This window comes from Allokutzneria sp. A3M-2-11 16 (genome assembly GCF_024213555.1).
Classification (GTDB): Bacteria; Actinomycetota; Actinomycetes; order Mycobacteriales; family Pseudonocardiaceae; genus Allokutzneria.
In genome coordinates this window covers 1,523,303-1,540,328 of the sequence record NZ_JANAVO010000001.1, presented here as the reverse complement: position 1 = coordinate 1,540,328, position 17,026 = coordinate 1,523,303, and the positions used below count along the sequence as shown (strand labels likewise).

21 protein-coding genes are annotated in these 17,026 nt (G+C 69.1%); 10 read left to right on the top strand and 11 right to left on the bottom strand.

Annotated elements, in window-relative coordinates:
• Positions 1-25 precede the first annotated feature (25 nt).
• On the bottom strand, positions 26-1,099 hold the full coding sequence (gene ygfZ, locus NLX83_RS07770; protein WP_254234152.1) for a CAF17-like 4Fe-4S cluster assembly/insertion protein YgfZ: 1,074 nt from the start codon (positions 1,097-1,099) through the stop codon (positions 26-28).
• Positions 1,096-1,515 carry a Fur family transcriptional regulator gene (locus NLX83_RS07765; RefSeq protein ID WP_254236128.1) on the bottom strand — a complete coding sequence of 140 codons (420 nt, stop codon included), beginning with the start codon at positions 1,513-1,515 and terminating at the stop codon, positions 1,096-1,098. Before NLX83_RS07765 ends, ygfZ begins: the two co-directional genes overlap by 4 nt.
• Before the next feature lie 42 nt (positions 1,516-1,557).
• Between NLX83_RS07765 and NLX83_RS07760 the strand changes: the two genes are divergently transcribed.
• Positions 1,558-2,409 (top strand): aminodeoxychorismate lyase, encoded by an 852-nt coding sequence (locus NLX83_RS07760; protein ID WP_254234151.1) that lies wholly within the window; start codon positions 1,558-1,560, stop codon positions 2,407-2,409.
• A 49-nt stretch (positions 2,410-2,458) separates the two neighbouring features.
• Here the strand turns inward: NLX83_RS07760 and NLX83_RS07755 are convergent, their stop codons facing one another.
• From NLX83_RS07755 to NLX83_RS07720, 8 genes are all read right to left on the bottom strand, one after another.
• Positions 2,459-3,361 carry an SGNH/GDSL hydrolase family protein gene (locus NLX83_RS07755; protein ID WP_254234150.1) on the bottom strand — a complete coding sequence of 301 codons (903 nt, stop codon included), beginning with the start codon at positions 3,359-3,361 and terminating at the stop codon, positions 2,459-2,461.
• A 304-nt stretch (positions 3,362-3,665) separates the two neighbouring features.
• A complete protein-coding gene (locus NLX83_RS07750; protein WP_254234149.1) occupies positions 3,666-4,316 on the bottom strand; it encodes an FABP family protein in 651 nt (216 codons plus the stop codon).
• 306 nt (positions 4,317-4,622) lie between these two features.
• On the bottom strand, positions 4,623-4,928 hold the full coding sequence (locus tag NLX83_RS07745) for a DUF1416 domain-containing protein (protein ID WP_254234148.1): 306 nt from the start codon (positions 4,926-4,928) through the stop codon (positions 4,623-4,625).
• Positions 4,929-4,939: 11 nt separating this feature from the next.
• Positions 4,940-5,782: a sulfurtransferase gene (locus NLX83_RS07740; protein ID WP_254234147.1), complete on the bottom strand. Its 843-nt coding sequence runs from the start codon at positions 5,780-5,782 to the stop codon at positions 4,940-4,942.
• Between the two features lie 52 nt (positions 5,783-5,834).
• The gene (locus NLX83_RS07735) at positions 5,835-6,257 is read right to left on the bottom strand and encodes a DUF4395 domain-containing protein (RefSeq protein ID WP_254234146.1); all 423 of its coding nucleotides are present in this window, start codon (positions 6,255-6,257) and stop codon (positions 5,835-5,837) included.
• A gap of 222 nt (positions 6,258-6,479) precedes the next feature.
• Complete coding sequence (locus NLX83_RS07730) at positions 6,480-6,911, bottom strand: TlpA family protein disulfide reductase (protein ID WP_254236127.1); 432 nt, start codon at positions 6,909-6,911, stop codon at positions 6,480-6,482.
• Positions 6,912-6,935: 24 nt separating this feature from the next.
• A complete protein-coding gene (locus NLX83_RS07725; RefSeq protein WP_254234145.1) occupies positions 6,936-7,778 on the bottom strand; it encodes an LmeA family phospholipid-binding protein in 843 nt (280 codons plus the stop codon).
• On the bottom strand, positions 7,775-8,578 hold the full coding sequence (locus tag NLX83_RS07720) for an alpha/beta hydrolase (protein ID WP_254234144.1): 804 nt from the start codon (positions 8,576-8,578) through the stop codon (positions 7,775-7,777). Before NLX83_RS07720 ends, NLX83_RS07725 begins: the two co-directional genes overlap by 4 nt.
• A gap of 127 nt (positions 8,579-8,705) precedes the next feature.
• Here NLX83_RS07720 and NLX83_RS07715 point away from each other — a divergent pair, with 127 nt between their 5' ends.
• From NLX83_RS07715 to NLX83_RS07675, 9 genes are all read left to right on the top strand, one after another.
• Positions 8,706-9,449, top strand: a complete 744-nt coding sequence (locus tag NLX83_RS07715; RefSeq protein WP_254234143.1) for a winged helix-turn-helix transcriptional regulator — start codon at positions 8,706-8,708, stop codon at positions 9,447-9,449.
• Between the two features lie 25 nt (positions 9,450-9,474).
• Positions 9,475-10,377 (top strand): mycothiol synthase, encoded by a 903-nt coding sequence (mshD, locus tag NLX83_RS07710; RefSeq protein WP_254234142.1) that lies wholly within the window; start codon positions 9,475-9,477, stop codon positions 10,375-10,377.
• Positions 10,378-10,494: 117 nt separating this feature from the next.
• The gene (locus NLX83_RS07705; RefSeq protein ID WP_254234141.1) at positions 10,495-10,836 is read left to right on the top strand and encodes a hypothetical protein; all 342 of its coding nucleotides are present in this window, start codon (positions 10,495-10,497) and stop codon (positions 10,834-10,836) included.
• Between the two features lie 315 nt (positions 10,837-11,151).
• Positions 11,152-12,267: a phosphate ABC transporter substrate-binding protein PstS gene (gene pstS / locus NLX83_RS07700; protein WP_254234140.1), complete on the top strand. Its 1,116-nt coding sequence runs from the start codon at positions 11,152-11,154 to the stop codon at positions 12,265-12,267.
• A gap of 108 nt (positions 12,268-12,375) precedes the next feature.
• Positions 12,376-13,302 (top strand): phosphate ABC transporter permease subunit PstC, encoded by a 927-nt coding sequence (gene pstC / locus NLX83_RS07695; RefSeq protein WP_254234139.1) that lies wholly within the window; start codon positions 12,376-12,378, stop codon positions 13,300-13,302.
• Positions 13,299-14,210, top strand: coding sequence for a phosphate ABC transporter permease PstA (gene pstA / locus NLX83_RS07690; protein ID WP_254234138.1), 912 nt, complete (start codon positions 13,299-13,301; stop codon positions 14,208-14,210). The genes pstC and pstA overlap by 4 nt, the downstream gene beginning before the upstream one ends.
• Before the next feature lie 18 nt (positions 14,211-14,228).
• Positions 14,229-15,005, top strand: coding sequence for a phosphate ABC transporter ATP-binding protein PstB (pstB, locus tag NLX83_RS07685; RefSeq protein ID WP_254234137.1), 777 nt, complete (start codon positions 14,229-14,231; stop codon positions 15,003-15,005).
• A 109-nt stretch (positions 15,006-15,114) separates the two neighbouring features.
• Positions 15,115-15,660: a Uma2 family endonuclease gene (locus NLX83_RS07680; RefSeq protein ID WP_254234136.1), complete on the top strand. Its 546-nt coding sequence runs from the start codon at positions 15,115-15,117 to the stop codon at positions 15,658-15,660.
• A gap of 88 nt (positions 15,661-15,748) precedes the next feature.
• The gene (locus tag NLX83_RS07675; RefSeq protein WP_254234135.1) at positions 15,749-16,333 is read left to right on the top strand and encodes a Uma2 family endonuclease; all 585 of its coding nucleotides are present in this window, start codon (positions 15,749-15,751) and stop codon (positions 16,331-16,333) included.
• 3 nt (positions 16,334-16,336) lie between these two features.
• Here NLX83_RS07675 and phoU read toward each other — a convergent pair whose 3' ends face one another.
• Positions 16,337-16,987, bottom strand: a complete 651-nt coding sequence (gene phoU, locus NLX83_RS07670) for a phosphate signaling complex protein PhoU (RefSeq protein ID WP_254234134.1) — start codon at positions 16,985-16,987, stop codon at positions 16,337-16,339.
• Positions 16,988-17,026 lie beyond the last annotated feature (39 nt).

The following is a 17,026-nucleotide window of genomic DNA, read 5'->3' as shown; positions in this document are numbered from 1 at the left end:
TCGGAGGTAGCCCCGAAGCCGGTGGTCAGCCGCGCAGCCTGCGCAGCGCGGCGCGTCCTGGCTGCTCACCGGTGTCCGGCGGCACCGAGTCGGGATCGATCGCGGCGCTCACCGCGTCCTCGCCCTCCCCGGCGGCCAGCTCGGCGTCGACCGGCACGGAGCGCTTGAGCAGCGCCAGCGCGATCGGGCCGAGCTCGTGGTGCAGCACCGCGGTCCCGACCCGCCCGACGACCTTGCCGCCCGCCGTGACCGGTTCTCCGGGCTGGGGCAGCACCTCCTGCGAGCCGTCCAGGTGCAGCAGCACCATCCGCCGCGGCGGCTTGCCGAGGTTGTGCACCCTGGCCACCGTCTCCTGGCCCCGGTAGCACCCCTTGTCCAGGTGCACGGCGCGGCCGATCCACGAGACCTCGTGCGGGATCGTGCGCTCGTCGGTGTCCCTGCCGAGCCGGGGCCGCAGCGACTCCACCCGCAGCGCCTCGTAGGTCCAGCTGCCCGTGGGCCGGGCGCCCGCGTCGGTCAGCCGCGTCCACCACTGGCCGAGCTCGGCGCGGGGCAGCAGCAGGTCGACGGAGTCCGGCGCGGTCATCCGCCGGGCGAAGCCACCGCAGGGAAGGGCGAGCACGCCCTCCGGCACGGGGACCCCCACGGCGCCGAGCACGTCGGCGGTGTTCGGGCCGACCACGGTGAGCAGGCCGAACTCCTCGGTGGCGTCCCTGGGTTCGACCTTCGACCAGAACACCATCTTGGTGAGGTAGGCCAGCAGCGGCTGGACCCGCTCCCGCTCGGTGTCCAGCCACACCGTGCCGTCCAGCTCGGCGACCACCGCGTGGTCCTCGACCCGGCCCTGCACGTCCAGGACCAGCAGCTCGGTCCCGGAGCCGTCGGTCAGCGCGGTCATGTGCTGGCTGGTCAGCGAGTGCAGCCAGGTCAGCCGGTCCGGGCCGGGGATCGCGATGACGCCCCGGTGCGAGCGGTCGATCACCGCGGCCGACCGCGACGCCGTCCGTTGCTCGGCGAGCGGATCGCCGAAGTGCCACGGCACCCCGGGGTCCGCCGAGTCCTCCGGCGGGGCGATCGCACCTGGCTGGCCTAGCGTCACGGCAACTCCTGATCTCTGACTGAGCAGTCCGCGCACACCCCGGAGAGCGCGAGGTGGCTGGCATCCAGGTGGAAACCCCGCGCGGCGTGCAGTTGTTCCCCGAGCGCCGCGAGCGCCTCGCACGGCACCTCGTCCAGCTCGCCGCAGCGGTGGCAGACGAGGTGCACGTGCTCGTGGGCGTCCACCGAGTACGTCGGCGCGCCGTGCCCGAGGTGCGTGTGGCGCACCAGCCCGAGCTGTTCGAGCAGGTCGAGCGTGCGGTAGACGGTGGTGATGTTGACCGTCGGCGTGCGCTGCTGGATCCGCTGGCAGATCTGTTCCGGGGTCGCGTGCCCCAGGTCGGTGACCGAGTCGAGCACCAGCTGGCGCTGCGGTGTCATCCGCAGCCCGCGCTCGCGCAGGGTCCGGCGGAGCATCTCCGGCGCGCTGTCCACGAGCACAATCGTAGGCTGAGGCGCATGCGCGTTGTGGCAAAGCTCGACGGGACCCTCGTCGACCCCGAAGCACCAATCCTCCGACCGGACGACTACAGCGTCCAGCGCGGCGACGGCGTGTTCGAAACGATCTTCGTGGTGAACCGCAGGACCCGTGAGTTCGGCCCGCACCTCGCCCGGCTCGCCCGGTCGGCAGCACTGCTGGGCATGCCCCCGGTCGACGTGCCCGCGTGGGAGCGGGTCAGCCGGGTCGTCATCGACGCGTGGCCGTGGGACACCCACCCCGAGATGGGGCTGAAGCTGATCTACACCCGCGGCGCGGAGTACGGCGACGGCACGCCGACCGGCTTCGCCATGGGCATCCCGATCCCGGACAGCACGATCCGCTACCGCCGCGAGGGCGTCGCCGCGCTCACCCTGGACCGCGGTTACAGCACCGACCTCACCGAGCGCGCGCCGTGGCTGCTGCTGGGCGCGAAGACGCTGAGCTACGCGGTGAACATGGCCGCGACCCGCTACGCGCAGAGCCAGGGCGCCCAGGAAGTGATCTTCACGGCGGCCGACGGCACCGTGCTGGAGGGGCCCACGTCCACGGTGGTCATCGCCAAGGACCGCACCCTGACCACCACCCCGCCCCCGCTCGGCATCCTGGAGGGCACCACCCAGGCGGCCCTGTTCCGCGCGGCCGAGGCGGCGGGCTGGAAGACCAAGGTCGAGCCGATGACCGTCGAGGACCTCGCGGGCGCGGACGGCCTCTGGTGCGTCTCCAGCGTCCGGCTGATCACCCGCGTGCACACCCTCAACGGCACGCCGCTGCCCGACTTCACGCCCCTCCACGAGGAGATCTCGTCCCTCTACGAGGCCGCCTACGCCTGACTGCCTGCGCCGGTGGGCTGATCACGATCGATCAGCCCACCGGCGGCGGTCAGCGAACGCTCGCGGCGACGAGCCCGCCGAGAGCGGCGTGCCCGGCCCGGTTCAGGTGCAGCACGGCCTCCTTGCCCTCCTGGGTGGGCAGCAGGGCGTCGAAACCGCGGTAGTAGGGCACCCCGGACTCGCACTGAGCGTGGTTGGCGAATTCCTTGCCGACCGTGACGGAGTCGGCCTTGTAGGGGCTGACGAAGAGCGCGTCGATGCCGCTGTCCTTGGCCTGCTTGACCGTGCCGCGAAGGGCCGCGTCCAACGCGCTGGCGACCTTGTTCCCCTCGACGCGTTCCTCGCTGGTGAACAGAATGGGAGCGCAGACCGGGTCGAGCGCGGTGAGCGAGTTGTGGCCGAGTGCGAGCTGACGGCCGTAGGCGACCGCGACGATTCTGGCCCGGGGGCTCCTGGCCTTGATCTCACCGAAGAGTTTGAGCAGGTTCTTGCTCATCGCGGGCAGCTGGTCGGTTACCGATTTCCCGGCCTTGGAACAGTCGCCCTGAATGCACAGGGCGCCGAACTCGGCGTAGCTGACGTCGTTCGCGCCCAGCGTGAGCAGCACCAGATTCGTGTCCGGCTTGAGCGCGTCCAGCTGCGCGGGCTCGTTCTTGAAGGCGGTGCGCACGTCGTTGATGGCCGCGCCGCTGCACGCGACGCTGCGCACCTGCACCTTCCGCCCGCCGGTGCGGAGCTTCGCCGCGGCGACCTCGGAGTAGGAGTGGCCGCTGCGCCAGCAGACGCCCGCGGTGCGGTCCCGGTATTCCCCGGCACCGGTGCCGGATGCGGTCGAGTCACCAAGCACCACCACGTTGACCGGTTCCGCGGGCGCGGCCGAGGCGATCACGGCGAAACCGCACACCAGGAAGGTGGCCAGCACGATGGCGATCGGGAGGATGCGCGTTCTCAACTCTGTCTCCACTGAGTACAGGATGCGAGGGATTCCGTGCGTGTCATCCGGGAGATCTGCTTCTCCGCACGGAGGCGCTGAGGAATTATTGACCTTGCTCCGCCTTTCGTGAGGAGAGTACGAGAATCAGGCGCGGTGAGCGAATCCGCGATTCGGGGTCGGGCGAAGAATGTGACGGAAGGATCGCTCATTCGTGTGACAAAAACTCGTATTGATGGAATGCAACCGATTGTCACCTGACTCGCCGCACAGAAAAAACCCTCGCCGCACGGAATTCACGTGCGGCGAGGGCCGAAGGGCGGCCTCAGCCGACGACTCGGGTGAGGCGGGCGGAGGTGTGCGGCTGCATGGGCTGGCCCGCCATCGCGCGCTCCTCGACGTAGGCGAGGTCGCCCTCGACGACGCCGTAGAGCCGCTGCGCCGCGTTGACCTCCTTGGCCGTGGCGGTGCGCATCACGATGTCGGTGCCGAACTCCCACGCGGTCTGGCTCATCGGCTTGCCGTAGTAGATCTCGACGATGCCCGAGGAGTGGGTGAGCAGCACCTCGATCGTCTCGTCGGCCTGCGGGCGCCAGAAGCCGGTTTCCCGTGCTGCCGGGCGGATCACCTCACCGGCCTCGTTCAGCAGCCAGGACCGCGCCTCGTAGTGGACGAAGGGCCGCCCGTCGTGGGCGAAGGTCACCTGCTGGCCGAAGCGGTACGGGCCCTCGATCGTCGGGTAGACGACCTCGCCCTCGCCCCGCCACACGCCGATCAGCGGCAGCAGGTCCAGGCACGCGTCGTGCAGGTTGGGGCCCAGGCGCAGGTTCGCGGTATCGCCCTCGATGGGCATGTCCTCGAACTGCGGCAGGTTGCGGTCGCGGGTGTACTCGGCGCGCTCGGCGGCGGCGCGTACTGCGGCGTCACCGCTCCCGGGAACGGCGCCCGGGGTCGGCTCGGGGGGAGTCTGGGTCATGTCCTGCGATTCACTCGTCAGCGCTGGTCAGCGTAGAGCCGGTAGACGACGTAGCCGGCGAACCACAGTGTCAGCAGCGCGGCCAGCCCGATCAGCCCGGTAAAGAACCATTCCACCGCCTGAGCTTAACGCCGGGGGTGGGGCGTCCGTGCCGCCCCACCCCCACCGAGTGACGAGGATCAACAACCCCACCGGCCGCTGACGGAGACCGCGCTCCGGCTGCGGCGGGGAAGTGATTGCCTTGACAGGAAAAGAGTTCGACCCCGTTCCGATGCAGCGGAACGGGGCCGAACTTCTCAGAGTGGTCTAGGAGACCGCGACCTCAAGGGTGTGTAGTCCGGGACCGTCGGCGCTCACCGACACCTCGCCGTTGCCCGAGCGGTGCAGCGCGCGCACCGTCCACGAGCCGGGCGCGGCGAAGAACCGGAAGTCGCCGCCCTCGGAGGAGACGACCTCGGCGGTGAACTCGCCATCGGAGTCGAGCAGGCGCACGAACGCGCCGCCGACCGGGGCACCGGAGGAGAGCACGCGCCCGGAGAGCACGACCTCCTTGCCGGGATCGATGTTGGCGGGCAGGGTCGCCGTCTGGGCGGGGGCTCCGCAGCTGCTCATGTCCTCGCTCCTTACTTCTTGCCCGCGCCGAGCTCGATCGGCACGCCGACGAGCGAGCCGTACTCGGTCCAGGAACCGTCGTAGTTCTTCACGTCGGAGTAACCGAGCAGCTCGCGCAGCACGAACCAGGTGTGCGAGGACCGCTCGCCGATGCGGCAGTACGCGATGGTGGCCTTGGACTCGTCCAGGCCCTCCGCCTTGTACAGCTCGCGCAGCTCCTCGTCCTTCTTGAAGGTGCCGTCCTCGTTGGCCGCCTTGCTCCACGGCACGTTCAGCGCGCCGGGGATGTGGCCGGGCCGCTGCGCCTGCTCCTGCGGCAGGTGCGCGGGCGCGGCCAGCTTGCCGGAGAACTCGTCGGGGGAGCGCACGTCGACGTAGTTCTTCTTGCCGATCGAGTCCTCGACCTCGCGGCGGAACGCGCGCAGCGAGGTGTCCGGCTCGGCCGCGGAGTAGCTGGTCCCGGTCCGCTGGACGTCGTCCTTGTCCAGCGGGCGACCGTCCAGCTCCCACTTCTTGCGGCCGCCGTCGAGCAGCTTCACGTCGGCGTGGCCGTAGAGCTTGAAGTACCAGTAGGCGTAGGCGGCGAACCAGTTGTTGTTGCCGCCGTAGAGGATCACCGTGTTGTCGTTGGAGATTCCCTTGGCGGACAACAGCTTCTCGAAGCCCTCGCGGTCGACGAAGTCGCGGCGCACCGGGTCCTGGAGGTCCTGCTTCCAGTCGATCTTGATCGCGCCGGGGATGTGCCCGGTGTCGTAGGCGGCGGTGTCCTCGTCGACCTCGACGAACACCACCCCTTCGGCGTCGAGGTTCTGCTCGGCCCATTCGGCCGAGACCAGGACGTTCTCACGGCTCATCGAGCGCTCCTCGTGACAGTTCCGTCTACTTGGGACAGTTGGGGATGGGTGTTCAGGCCGCGCGGAAACGGCGCAGCAGCAGGTACATCTCGCAGCCGAGGCAGAGCCCGAACGCCGCGTTGAGCAGCGCCGCGACCAGTGCCGCCGCGGTGGCCGCGAGGCCGAGGGTGGTCAGGCCGGAGGCGTAGCCGATCGTGCCGACCAGGGTGAAGACGAACCCGACGCCCTGGGCGAACCGCAGCGGCGCCGACTCCTCGCGCTCGGTCGTCGGCTTCAGCCGCGGCTGCACGGCCGTGCGGTAGAGCTGGCCGTAGGGGTTGAGCCGCAGGCTGACGAACGCGCACATCGCGAAGATCACCGTCTGCGCGGCCAGCAGCTGCCACACCCCGGTGACCAGCACCAGCACCAGCACCAGGCTGGTCATCCACGCCGAGAAGCGGGGACCTCGGGGATCGACCGGTGGGTCTACGGACACGACTTGCCTCCTGACTCGACTGCGAAAAGAGTCCGTCAGAGGCGGTTTCCCGGCGCGCTCGGCGCAGCCGTCAGCAACCGCCCGTCAGAGGCGACACAGGCTGCTGCGCACGCGGCAGTGGTCCACCACGCGTCGCTTGGTCAGCCATACGTACATGTCGGCGAGGCTACTCCGAACGCCCGCGCTCCGGGAAGGGCGTCCATCCAGTGGGACTCGATGGGACTAAGGCAGGTGCGGGCGCAGCGCGGTGACCAGCGCGTCCCGTTTCGGCAGCCCGCTGACCCGCAGCAACTCCCGCCCGTCGGGAGCGAGCGCGAGCGTGGTCGGGGTGCGCAGCACGCCCAGCTCCCCGGCCACCTCGGGGTGCACGGTGAGGTCGAACTCGACGTGCCGCAGCCCCTCGGTGCTCCCGGCGAGGTCGGTGAGCAGCACCCGCGCGTGGCGGCAGGGCGCGCAGAAGGTGGTGGAGAACTGGAGCAGGGTGACCGGGGAGCCGGTCTCCGGGGCCGAGTCCAGCGCGGTGCGCACCGGCGTGGGCAGCGCGACCTCGACCGGCCGCGCCTTCTCCCTGACCCGTCCGTTGAGCACGCGGTAGAGCAGGCCGATCGCGACCGTCACGACGATCGCGACCAGTACAACGACGAAACCCGTCATCGTCACCGCCGAGGAACTAGAAGGTCACTGCCCCATGCGCCCGGTGAGGGTGCGCAGGTGCACGTCCTTGGCCAGAGCCTCCATCACCAGCTGGTTCAGTTCAACCCGGACCGCGGTCGGCACCACGGTGAACGGCAGCGCGCCGAGGTTGACCCGGGTGGTGAAGGCGGCCCGTGCGGCGCGTTCGATCGCGGGCGGCAGCGTGACGTCACCGCCGGACTTGGCGTTGCCCAGCCGCAGCGTGTGGGGCTTGATCTCGATCTGGCCCTCGACGATCTGGATCACGCCGAGCACGGTGATCTCGGTCTTGATCCCGGCGATGGTGGTGCTGCCGGTCAGCCGGACCAGGGCCTTGCGCTTCTCCTCGTCCTGCACGGTCCCGGCGAGCGGGGGCCTCGGCTCCTCCTGCTCCTTGACCCGGTTGACGTCGTTCTGGAGCTTGTTCAGCTCCTCCTGGGTGGGGTTCTCGATCTTCAGGTCCGGGATGCCGATCAACTTGCCGACATCGCTCGCGGTGACCTTGACCGCGCCGAGCACCTCGTCCACCCGCATGTCCTGGGTGTTGCCGGAGATCAGGTCGGAGAGGGGGGCGCGGGCGTGCCGCAGCCGGACCTCGCCCTCGACCTTGATCTTGCCGTCCTTGGTCAGCGGCACGCCGACCGCGCGGATCTCCACATTGGGGTAGTCGCCGGTGAGCGCCTGGTAGATGAACGGGAAGCCGTTGATCCGGACGTGCGGGTCCTCGGTGATGTTGAGCTGGGTCCGCATCCGCTGCGACAACTGGTACTCGGCGGTCGCCGCGATGGCGTAGTCGGCGACCACGAACAGGCCCAGTACGACTACCAGGCTGATGACCAGCTTCTTCACGTGGGTTCTCCGTCCAATCCTTGCTTCGGTCCGCCGCTGGAGGGCCGCGGTACCGATAGGGGGACGTGACGCACCCCGATGGAGTTGCCTCGGGTGCGCTCGTCCAGCCACCGAGCGATGCGGTCGACCAGCTGTGGCGTCAGCGCGCTTTCAGCGTGCCTCATGCCCGGTTCGAGCCAGAGGTCGGCCTCCCCGCCGGTGGCCCGGTGCAGCGCCTCGGCGTGCTCCGCCGGGAAATACTGGTCCTCCGCGCCGTGCACGATCAGCAGTTTCTCCGGCGGGACGCGGCTGACCACCTCCACCGGCGACGCCGGGATCTCCGCCCACGGCCTGCCGAGCCGGACCCCGAGCAGCCGCGCGGCGATCCGCCCCTGCGGCTGCTCCAGCATCCAGTGCACCCGGCGCATGGCCGCCGTCTCGCGAACCCACCACCGCGCGGGACAGCTGACGGTGGCCACGGCGTCCGGGGCGTCGATGAGCGCGGCGTGGCGCAGCACCACCGACGCGCCGAGCGAGATGCCGAGCGTCGCGACCCGCTCGTAGCGCTGCCTCGCGTAGCGGACCGCGGCGTCCACGTCGTGCATCTCCGTGTCGCCGACCGTGGAGAAACCACCGGAGCGACCGTGTCCGCGCAGGTCGAAGCCCAGCACGGTGTGCCTCAGCGCGAGCCTGCGCAGCAGCCGCGCGACGTTGGGCTGGTCGATGTGGTGTGTTACGCCGTGTGCCACGACGACGGCCAGACCGGAGGATTCGGCTGAATCGTGCAAGCGGGCGTGCAGGCGAACGTTATCCGAGGTCATCAGTGTGACGAGGGTTTCGCGGCCTAGGTTTGTGCGCGGCACGCCCGGTATCCTCCCCGACATCCATCGGCAACGGCGCCGACCCGACTCTTGCGGCCCGCGACCGGCCCGCGCGAGAGGAGCGCCCATGTCGAGCGTCGACCTGCTGCTGCTGACCACCGACCGCGACCCCGAGTCGGTGCTCCCCGCGCTCGCCCTGCTCCCGCACCAGGTCCGCCCCCTCGCCCCGGACGTCTCCGCGCTGCTGGAGGCCGGTCCGCACGAGGCGGTCATCGTGGACGCCCGGACCGACCTGGTCGGCGCGCGCAGCCTCTGCCGCCTGCTCGCGGGCAGCGGCATCGACGTGCCGGTGATCGCCGTGGTGACCGAGGCCAACCTGGTCGCGCTCAGCGCCGACTGGGGCGTCGACGAGATCCTGCTGCCGAACTCCGGCCCCGCCGAGGTCGACGCCCGCCTGCGGATGGTTCGCGGTCGCCGGGCCGCCGCGCACCGGGGCGGCGACGGCGCGCTCCAGGTCGGCGAACTGGTCATCGACGAGGCCATGTACTCCGCCAAGCTCCGCGGGCGCGCGCTCGAACTGACCTACAAGGAGTTCGAGCTGCTCAAGTACCTCGCGCAGCACGCGGGCCGGGTCTTCACCCGCGCGCAGCTGCTCCAGGAGGTCTGGGGCTACGACTTCTTCGGCGGCACCCGCACCGTGGACGTGCACGTGCGCCGCCTGCGCGCCAAGCTCGGCCTCGAACACGAGACGATGATCGGCACCGTGCGCAACGTCGGCTACAAGTTCGTCCGCCCGGCGACGCGGTCCTCCTCGCCGCAGCGCACCTCGCTCCCGGCCACTCCCATGCCTCGGATCCCCACTTCGCTGTGAGCCCCAAGGGGTTAACGTCGGTTCCGTGGAACTGATCTGGCAGGAACGGCTCTCCGGCGAACAGTCCGACCAGGTGCGCGCGCTCGCGGCCGCCGCGGCCGAGGTCGACGGCAGGGCCCCCATCGGCGAGCACGTGCTGCTGAACCTCGACGGCGGGGACCACCTCGTCGCCGTCGAGCGGGACGGCGGGCCGGTCATCGGCTACGCCTTCCTCGACCGCGCGGTGGACAACGACGGCAACACGGTCGCCGAACTCGCCGTGCACCCGGAACACCGCCGCCGCGGCACCGGCTCCGCACTGCTCGACGGCGTCCTGGCCAAGGTGCCGGACCGCGCCAAGCTGCGGATCTGGGCGCACGGGGAAACGCCCGCCGCCAGGCACCTCGCCGAGAAGTTCGGACTGCGCCGCGCCCGCGAGCTCCGGCGGATGCGGCGCTCGCTCGCCGAGCCCCTTCCGACCCGCGCGACGCCGGAAGGTGTTGTGCTGCGGACGTTCCGGCCCGGCGAGGACGAGGCCGCCATGGTCGCGGTCAACAACCGCGCGTTCTCCTGGCACCCGGAGCAGGGTGGCTGGACGGAGGCCGACGTCCGCACCCGCGAGGCCAAGAAATGGTTCGACGCCAACGGTTTCTTCCTCGCGGAGCGGGACGGCGAGGTCGTCGGCTTCCACTGGACCAAGGTGCACCCCGCCTCGCCGAGCACCGGCGGTGAGCCGATCGGGGAGGTCTACGTCGTCGGCATCGACCCGGACGCGCAGGGCGGCGGCCTGGGCTCCGTGCTGCTCCTCGCCGGGCTGCACCACCTGCGTTCACTCGGCCTGCCCGCCGTGATGCTCTACGTCGAGGCGGTCAACACCGCGGCGATCCGGGTCTACGAGAAGCTGGGTTTCGACAAGTGGGACGCGGACGTGCAGTTCGCCGCTGGGTGAAGGTTCGGTCGCTGCCGAGTACCGAGTCCCGCGATTCTGTGACAGGAGTCGTCGGCCATACGGTAATTTCACCGCCTCGGTGATCGATTCCCCAGTCGCTCGGAAGTGAGTCCACGCATGTCCATGCCCTACCCGCCGCAGCAACCCCAGGGCGGATACCCCGCACAGCCGCAGAACGGACTGGGAACCGCCGGCTTCGTCGTCGGTCTCATCGGCCTGGTCTTCAGCATCATCCCGTTCGTCGGCATCATCGCGTGGCCGCTGGTCATCATCGGCGCGGTGCTCTCGGGTGTCGGCATGAGCAAGGCGATGAGCGGCGTCGCCAACAACAAGGGCCTGGCCATCGCCGGGCTCGTCTGCTCGATCGTCGGACTGGTCTGCTGCTTCGTGTACCTCTCCGCCTGGAACGACGTCGTCGAGAACGGCAACGAGATCCTGCGCAACCTGCCCAACCAGTAGCGCACCGGAACACCTCCGCGACGGGGGTCGTGCTCGATCGAGCACGACCCCCGTTGTTGTGTCGCGGGGGTGGCGGGCTCGTCGCAGACTGGGAGCCGTGGGAACACCGGATGACGGACCCGTCACGGCACGCGTACGCGCTGGTCACGTGGGAGACACGGAACGGCACCGATGGCGTGGGAATGGTCACTCCGGGTGCCTTGTTCACCCGTCGTTCACCTGTTCAGTGGGGGCCGTCAACCCTGGCTGCCTACCGTCTGCGGCCGTACGGCGGAAACCTCGTCGACACACCCTTTCCCAGCTGGAGGAGTTCAGGTGAAGATCAAGCAGAGCGGTGCCGCGATCGGTCTGGTGGCCGTGGGCGCCCTGCTGCTGTCCGCCTGCGGCAGCGACAACAACACCGGTGCCCAGGGCACGTCCAGCTCACTGGCGAACCTGAGCGTCGAATGCGGCGGCAAGGCCAACATCTCGGCCGAGGGTTCCTCGGCGCAGAAGAACGCCATGGACATCTTCGCCAAGGACTTCCAGGCGAAGTGCCAGGGACAGAAGATCGCCTACACCAAGTCCGGCTCCGGCAAGGGCATCAGCCAGTTCACCGCCAAGCAGATCGACTTCGGCGGCACCGACTCCCCGCTGAGCAAGGAGAAGGGCGAGGTCGACAAGGCCGCGCAGCGCTGCGAGGGCAACCCGGCCTGGAACCTGCCGCTGGTGTTCGGCCCGGTCGCGCTGGCCTACAACCTGCCGAACGTGAACAACGTCGTGCTCAACGGCGAGCTGGCCGCGAAGATCTTCAGCGGCCAGATCACCAAGTGGAACGACCCGGCCCTCGCCGCGGTCAACCCGGGCGCCGCGCTGCCGGACAAGAAGATCGTGGTGATCTACCGCTCCGACGAGTCCGGTACCACCGAGAACTTCCAGACCTACCTCAAGACCGCGGCCCCGCAGGCGTGGACCAAGGGCGGCGGCAAGAAGTTCACCGGCGGCGTCGGTGAGGGCAAGGAGTCCTCAGACGGCGTCTCCAGCGCCACCAAGAGCACCGACGGCGCCATCACCTACGTCGAGTGGTCCTTCGCCAAGAACGCCAAGCTGGGCATCGCCAAGGTCGACACCGGCGCCGGCGCGGTCGAGCTGACCTCGGCGAGCGCCGCCAAGGCCATCGACGGCGCGCAGGTCAAGGGCACCGGCAACGACCTGGTGCTGGACCTGAACTCGATCTACGGCACCAAGGCGGCCGGCGCCTACCCGCTGCTGCTGGCCACCTACGAGGTGGTCTGCTCCAAGGGCTACGACGCCGACACCACCAGGGCCGTCAAGGCGTTCCTGACGGTGGCCGCCAACGCGTCCGCGAGCGAGCTGGAGGCCGCGGGCTACGTGGCGCTGCCCGAGACGTTCAAGAAGAAGCTGACAACGGCCGTCTCGGCGATCGCCTGACGGATTCCCTCTCGATCGGGCGGTTGGCCGGGACGCGACGCGCGTTCCGGCCTTCTCCCTTGACCGGACTACCCGGAGGCTGTCATCTCCAGCGCTGAGAAGTCGACCGTGGTCAGGCCAGGCGACCGGATCTTCCGGTCCCTGACCTCCGGTGCCGGCGTGTTCATCGTGGTCCTGATCGCCGCGATCGGGATCTTCCTGCTGCTGCGGGCGATTCCCTCGCTGCAGCGGGACAACGTCAACTTCCTGCTGAGCCGCGACTGGGTCACCAGCGACCCCGCGAACCTGCGCTTCGGCATCATCGACCTGCTGTGGGTCACCGTCGCGACCTCCGTCGTCGCACTGGTGCTCGCCACCCCGGTCGCGCTGGGCATCGCGCTGTTCCTCACCCAGTACGCGCCGCGCAAGCTGGCCCGCTCGCTCGCCTACGTCGTCGACCTGCTGGCCGCGGTGCCGTCGATCATCTTCGGCCTGTGGGGCATCCAGGTGCTCGCGCCGCAGCTGCTGCCGTTCGCGGAGTGGCTCAACGAGTACCTGGGCTGGATCCCGATCTTCGCGCTGGGCAACGTGTCCACCGGCGGGGGCGGCAACATCTTCATCTCCGGCGTGGTGCTCGCCGTGATGATCCTGCCGATCATCACCGCGGTCAGCCGGGAGATCTTCGAGCGCACCCCGACCGCCCACGTCGAGGGCGCGCTCGCGCTCGGCGCCACCAAGTGGGAGGTCGTGCGCACCACGGTGCTGCCCTTCGGCAAGGCGGGCTTCATCAGCGCGGCCATGCTCGGCCTCGGCCGCGCGCTCGGCGAGACGATCGCGCTGACCACCATCCTCAGCGCCACCGACGCCCAGCCGAACTACACGATCTTCGACGGTGGCGCGACGTTCGCCTCGCGGATCGCGCTCGGCTCGGCGGAGTTCAACGACAACCTCACCGTCGGCGCCTACATCGCGGCCGGCCTGGTGCTGTTCCTGATCACCTTCGCGGTCAACGCGCTGGCGCGGACCGTCGTGGCCGGGAAGAAGGAGTACGCGTGACAACCTCGGTTGATCTTGAGCGCCCGGCCAGCCCGGCCGCGTTCCGGCCGATCGGCGCGGTGCGCAAGAGCAAGAACCTCGTCGCGACGGTGCTGGTCTACCTGTCCTTCGCGATCGCGGTCGTCCCGCTGGTGTGGGTGCTCTACACGGTGCTGGAGAAGGGGCTCGGCCCGGTCCTCAACGCCGACTGGTGGGGCAACTCGCTCAACGGCCTGACCGCCACGCAGTTCGGCGGCGGGGCCTACCACGCGATCTACGGCACCCTGGTGCAGGGCGTCGTCTGCGCGCTGATCTCGGTGCCGATCGGCGTGCTGGTGGCGATCTACCTGGTGGAGTACGGCGCGCGCTCGCGGATGGCCAAGACCACGACGTTCATGGTGGACATCCTCACCGGTGTTCCGTCCATCGTGGCCGGTCTGTTCATCTACGCGCTGTGGATCACCACGTTCGGCTTCACCCGCAGCGCGTTCGCGGTCTCGCTCTCCCTGGTGCTGCTGATGGTCCCGGTGGTCATCCGGACCACCGAGGAGATGCTGCGGATCGTGCCGATGGAGCTGCGCGAGGCCTCCTACGCGCTCGGCGTGCCGAAGTGGAAGACGATCGTCAAGATCGTCATCCCGACGGCGCTGTCCGGCATCGTCACCGGCGTCATGCTCGGCCTCGCCAGGGTGATGGGCGAGACGGCGCCGCTGCTGATCCTGGTCGGCTACGCGCCGTTCATCAACTACGACATCTTCTCCGGCGAGATGGCCTCGCTGCCGTTGTTGATGAACACCGAGCGGGCCACCGGCACCGAGGCGGGCGATATGCGCGTCTGGGGCGCGGCGCTGACCCTTGTTGTGATCATCATGCTGTTCAACCTCATCGCCGCGATCGTCTCGCGGCTCTCGGCGATCAAGACGAAGTGAGCGGGCGGTAAACCAGCGATGGCCAAGCGCATCGACGTCAAGGACCTCAACATCTACTACGGCAAGTTCCAGGCCGTCGACGGGGTGACCTTGTCCGTGCCGCCGCGCAGCGTCACGGCGTTCATCGGACCGTCCGGCTGCGGCAAGTCGACCGTGCTGCGGTCGCTCAACCGCATGCACGAGGTGACCCCCGGCGCGAGCTGCGACGGCAAGGTGCTGCTCGACGGCGAGGACATCTACGCGTCCACAGTGGACCCGGTGTCCGTGCGCCGCACGATCGGCATGGTCTTCCAGCGCCCCAACCCGTTCCCCACCATGTCCATCAAGGACAACGTGGTCGCGGGCCTGCGGCTGGCCGGGACGAAGAACAAGAAGGAGCTCAACGAGGTCGCCGAGCGCTCGCTGCGCGGGGCGAACCTGTGGGCCGAGGTCAAGGACCGCCTCGACAAGCCCGGCGGCGGCCTCTCCGGCGGTCAGCAGCAGCGGCTGTGCATCGCCCGCGCGATCGCCGTCCAGCCGGACGTGCTGCTGATGGACGAGCCGTGCTCCGCGCTCGACCCGATCTCCACCCTGGCGATCGAGGACCTGATCACCGAGCTCAAGCAGCAGTACACGATCGTCATCGTCACCCACAACATGCAGCAGGCGGCGCGGGTCAGCGACCAGACCGCGTTCTTCAACCTCGCGGGCGTCGGCCAGCCCGGCCGCCTCGTCGAGGTGGACGGCACGGAGAAGATCTTCTCCAACCCCACGCAGAAGGCGACCGAGGACTACATCTCCGGCCGTTTCGGCTGAGCCACAGGGGGAAACGATCGGCCGGGCGCACGCGCGCCCGGCCGATTTCGTCCTTCCGGGGGACACTTTGCCTACGTGGCAAGGAAAACTCGCTGTCACAGTCGGAGACATGATCGCCCTTCCCCGTCCCGACCGCCTGCTGACCATCGACGAGTACCTGGCGCTCGGCGAGACCGAGTACGGCTACACCGAACTCCAGGAGGGCAGAATCCTGCTCTCCCCAACACCTTCGATCGACCACAGCGTGCTGACGTCAGAGCTGAGTTGCGTTCTGGGACCGCAGTTGCCTCCCGGGTACGAGGTCCTGTGCGGCATCGACATCGACCTCGAACTCGTGCCTGACACCGATCCCGGGTGGTCACGACGACCGGATCTCGTTGTGCTGCACCGCAGTGCGCGACGAAGGGTCCGCGTTGAGGGTGGGGCGGTGCGTGCCTCGGAAGTCGTTCTCGCCATCGAGGTCGTGTCACACGACTCGCGCCGCACCGACGCCGTGATCAAACGCCAGGACTACGCCGACGCGGGCATTCCCCACTACTGGATGGTCGATCCCGAGCAGCCGTACACGGTGCTGTCCTGCTCACTTGCCGAGCACACGGTCGAAGTCGATGTCGCAGACCTGTTGGGGGCGGCCGAGATTCCCGCGAAGGGGTGACGTTTTGCCACCGTGGCAACTACGTGTCGCCAGCTTCTCCGACACAATGACACCGGGACACTCGGTGGCGGATGTGAGGAGAGCTGCGATGGCATTCCCCCCGCCTGATCATCTGCTGACCATCGAGGAGTACGCCGCCCTCGGCGAAACCGAGGACGGCTACACCGAGCTGCACGAAGGCCGTCTCTTGATGTCCCCGAGTCCGTCGTTGGCCCACAACGCGGTGTGCTATCGACTGGCCGCCGAACTGGAAGCGCAGTTGCCGGACGATCTGGCGTTCATCCAGGACCTGGACGTGAACCTCGAACTGGCTCCGCCGGGTGAGCCCGGTTTCGTGCGACGCCCTGATCTGATGGTGGTCGACAGTGCTGCGTGGGACCAGGTGGAGGCCGAAGGAGGCCTGCTTCGCGCAGCCGACGTCCGGATCGTCGTCGAGATCGTGTCACCTGGCTCGCGTCGTACTGATTACGTTGCCAAGCGCCAGGTCTATGCGGAAGCGGGTATTCCGCACTGCTGGATCATCGACATCGAGCACCCGGTCTCGCTGACCTCTTACTCGTTGTCCGAGGAGTTCAGCTACGTCGACTCGCAGGCGGTGACCGGAACGTTCACAGCGGCGGAGCCGTTCCCGGTCAGGATCGACCTGGAACGGCTCCGCCGACGGAAAGGATGACGATCAGTCGTCGCCGGGCATCTTGCCGGTGACGATGAAGACGACCCGGCGGGCCAGTGCCACCGCGTGGTCGGCGAAGCGCTCGTAGAAGCGGCCGAGCAGGGTGATGTCCACCGCGGGCGCGACGCCGTGCGGCCAGTCCGGGCTCATCATCACGGCGAACAGGTGGCGGTGCAGCTCGTCCATCTCGTCGTCGTCCTGCTCCAGCTCCATGGCCAGTTCCAGGTCGCGGGTGCGGATGACGCGCTCGGCCTTCTTGCCCAGTTCGACGGCGACGCGGCCCATCTCCGAGAAGTCCTCGCGGACCTGCTCCGGCAGCACGGGCTGCGGGTGCCTGCGGCGGGTCGTCTTCGCCACGTGCAGCGCGAGCTTGCCCATGCGCTCCAGGTCCTCGGCCGCGTGGATGGCGGAGACCACGATGCGCAGGTCGGTCGCGACCGGCGACTGGAGGGCGAGCAGGGCGAACGCCTGCTCCTCAGCGGCCTTGCGGGCCTCACCGATGCGCGTGTCCTCGTCGATCACCTGCTCGGCGAGCGACAGGTCCGCGTTCAGCAGCGCGGCGGTGGCCCGCCGCATGGCTTCGCTGACCGCCGCGCACATGTCACCGAGGTGGTTGGCGAAGTGGTCGAGCTGCTCTTGGTAGGCCTCACGCATGCGGACCAGACTACGTCGGTTAGGACTCCGGGACCGCAT

What these genes read in the sequence shown, in the direction of transcription:
- NLX83_RS07720 (WP_254234144.1), bottom strand. Translation starts at nt 8,578, where the DNA reads ATGACCTCGGATAACGTTCGCCTGCACGCCCGCTTGCACGATTCAGCC.
- NLX83_RS07750 (WP_254234149.1), bottom strand. Translation starts at nt 4,316, where the DNA reads ATGACCCAGACTCCCCCCGAGCCGACCCCGGGCGCCGTTCCCGGGAGC.
- phoU (WP_254234134.1), bottom strand. Translation starts at nt 16,987, where the DNA reads ATGCGTGAGGCCTACCAAGAGCAGCTCGACCACTTCGCCAACCACCTC.
- NLX83_RS07675 (WP_254234135.1), top strand. Translation starts at nt 15,749, where the DNA reads ATGGCATTCCCCCCGCCTGATCATCTGCTGACCATCGAGGAGTACGCC.
- NLX83_RS07765 (WP_254236128.1), bottom strand. Translation starts at nt 1,515, where the DNA reads ATGCTCCGCCGGACCCTGCGCGAGCGCGGGCTGCGGATGACACCGCAG.
- NLX83_RS07740 (WP_254234147.1), bottom strand. Translation starts at nt 5,782, where the DNA reads ATGAGCCGTGAGAACGTCCTGGTCTCGGCCGAATGGGCCGAGCAGAAC.
- NLX83_RS07730 (WP_254236127.1), bottom strand. Translation starts at nt 6,911, where the DNA reads ATGACGGGTTTCGTCGTTGTACTGGTCGCGATCGTCGTGACGGTCGCG.
- pstB (WP_254234137.1), top strand. Translation starts at nt 14,229, where the DNA reads ATGGCCAAGCGCATCGACGTCAAGGACCTCAACATCTACTACGGCAAG.
- NLX83_RS07745 (WP_254234148.1), bottom strand. Translation starts at nt 4,928, where the DNA reads ATGAGCAGCTGCGGAGCCCCCGCCCAGACGGCGACCCTGCCCGCCAAC.
- NLX83_RS07680 (WP_254234136.1), top strand. Translation starts at nt 15,115, where the DNA reads ATGATCGCCCTTCCCCGTCCCGACCGCCTGCTGACCATCGACGAGTAC.
- NLX83_RS07715 (WP_254234143.1), top strand. Translation starts at nt 8,706, where the DNA reads ATGTCGAGCGTCGACCTGCTGCTGCTGACCACCGACCGCGACCCCGAG.
- NLX83_RS07760 (WP_254234151.1), top strand. Translation starts at nt 1,558, where the DNA reads ATGCGCGTTGTGGCAAAGCTCGACGGGACCCTCGTCGACCCCGAAGCA.
- NLX83_RS07705 (WP_254234141.1), top strand. Translation starts at nt 10,495, where the DNA reads ATGTCCATGCCCTACCCGCCGCAGCAACCCCAGGGCGGATACCCCGCA.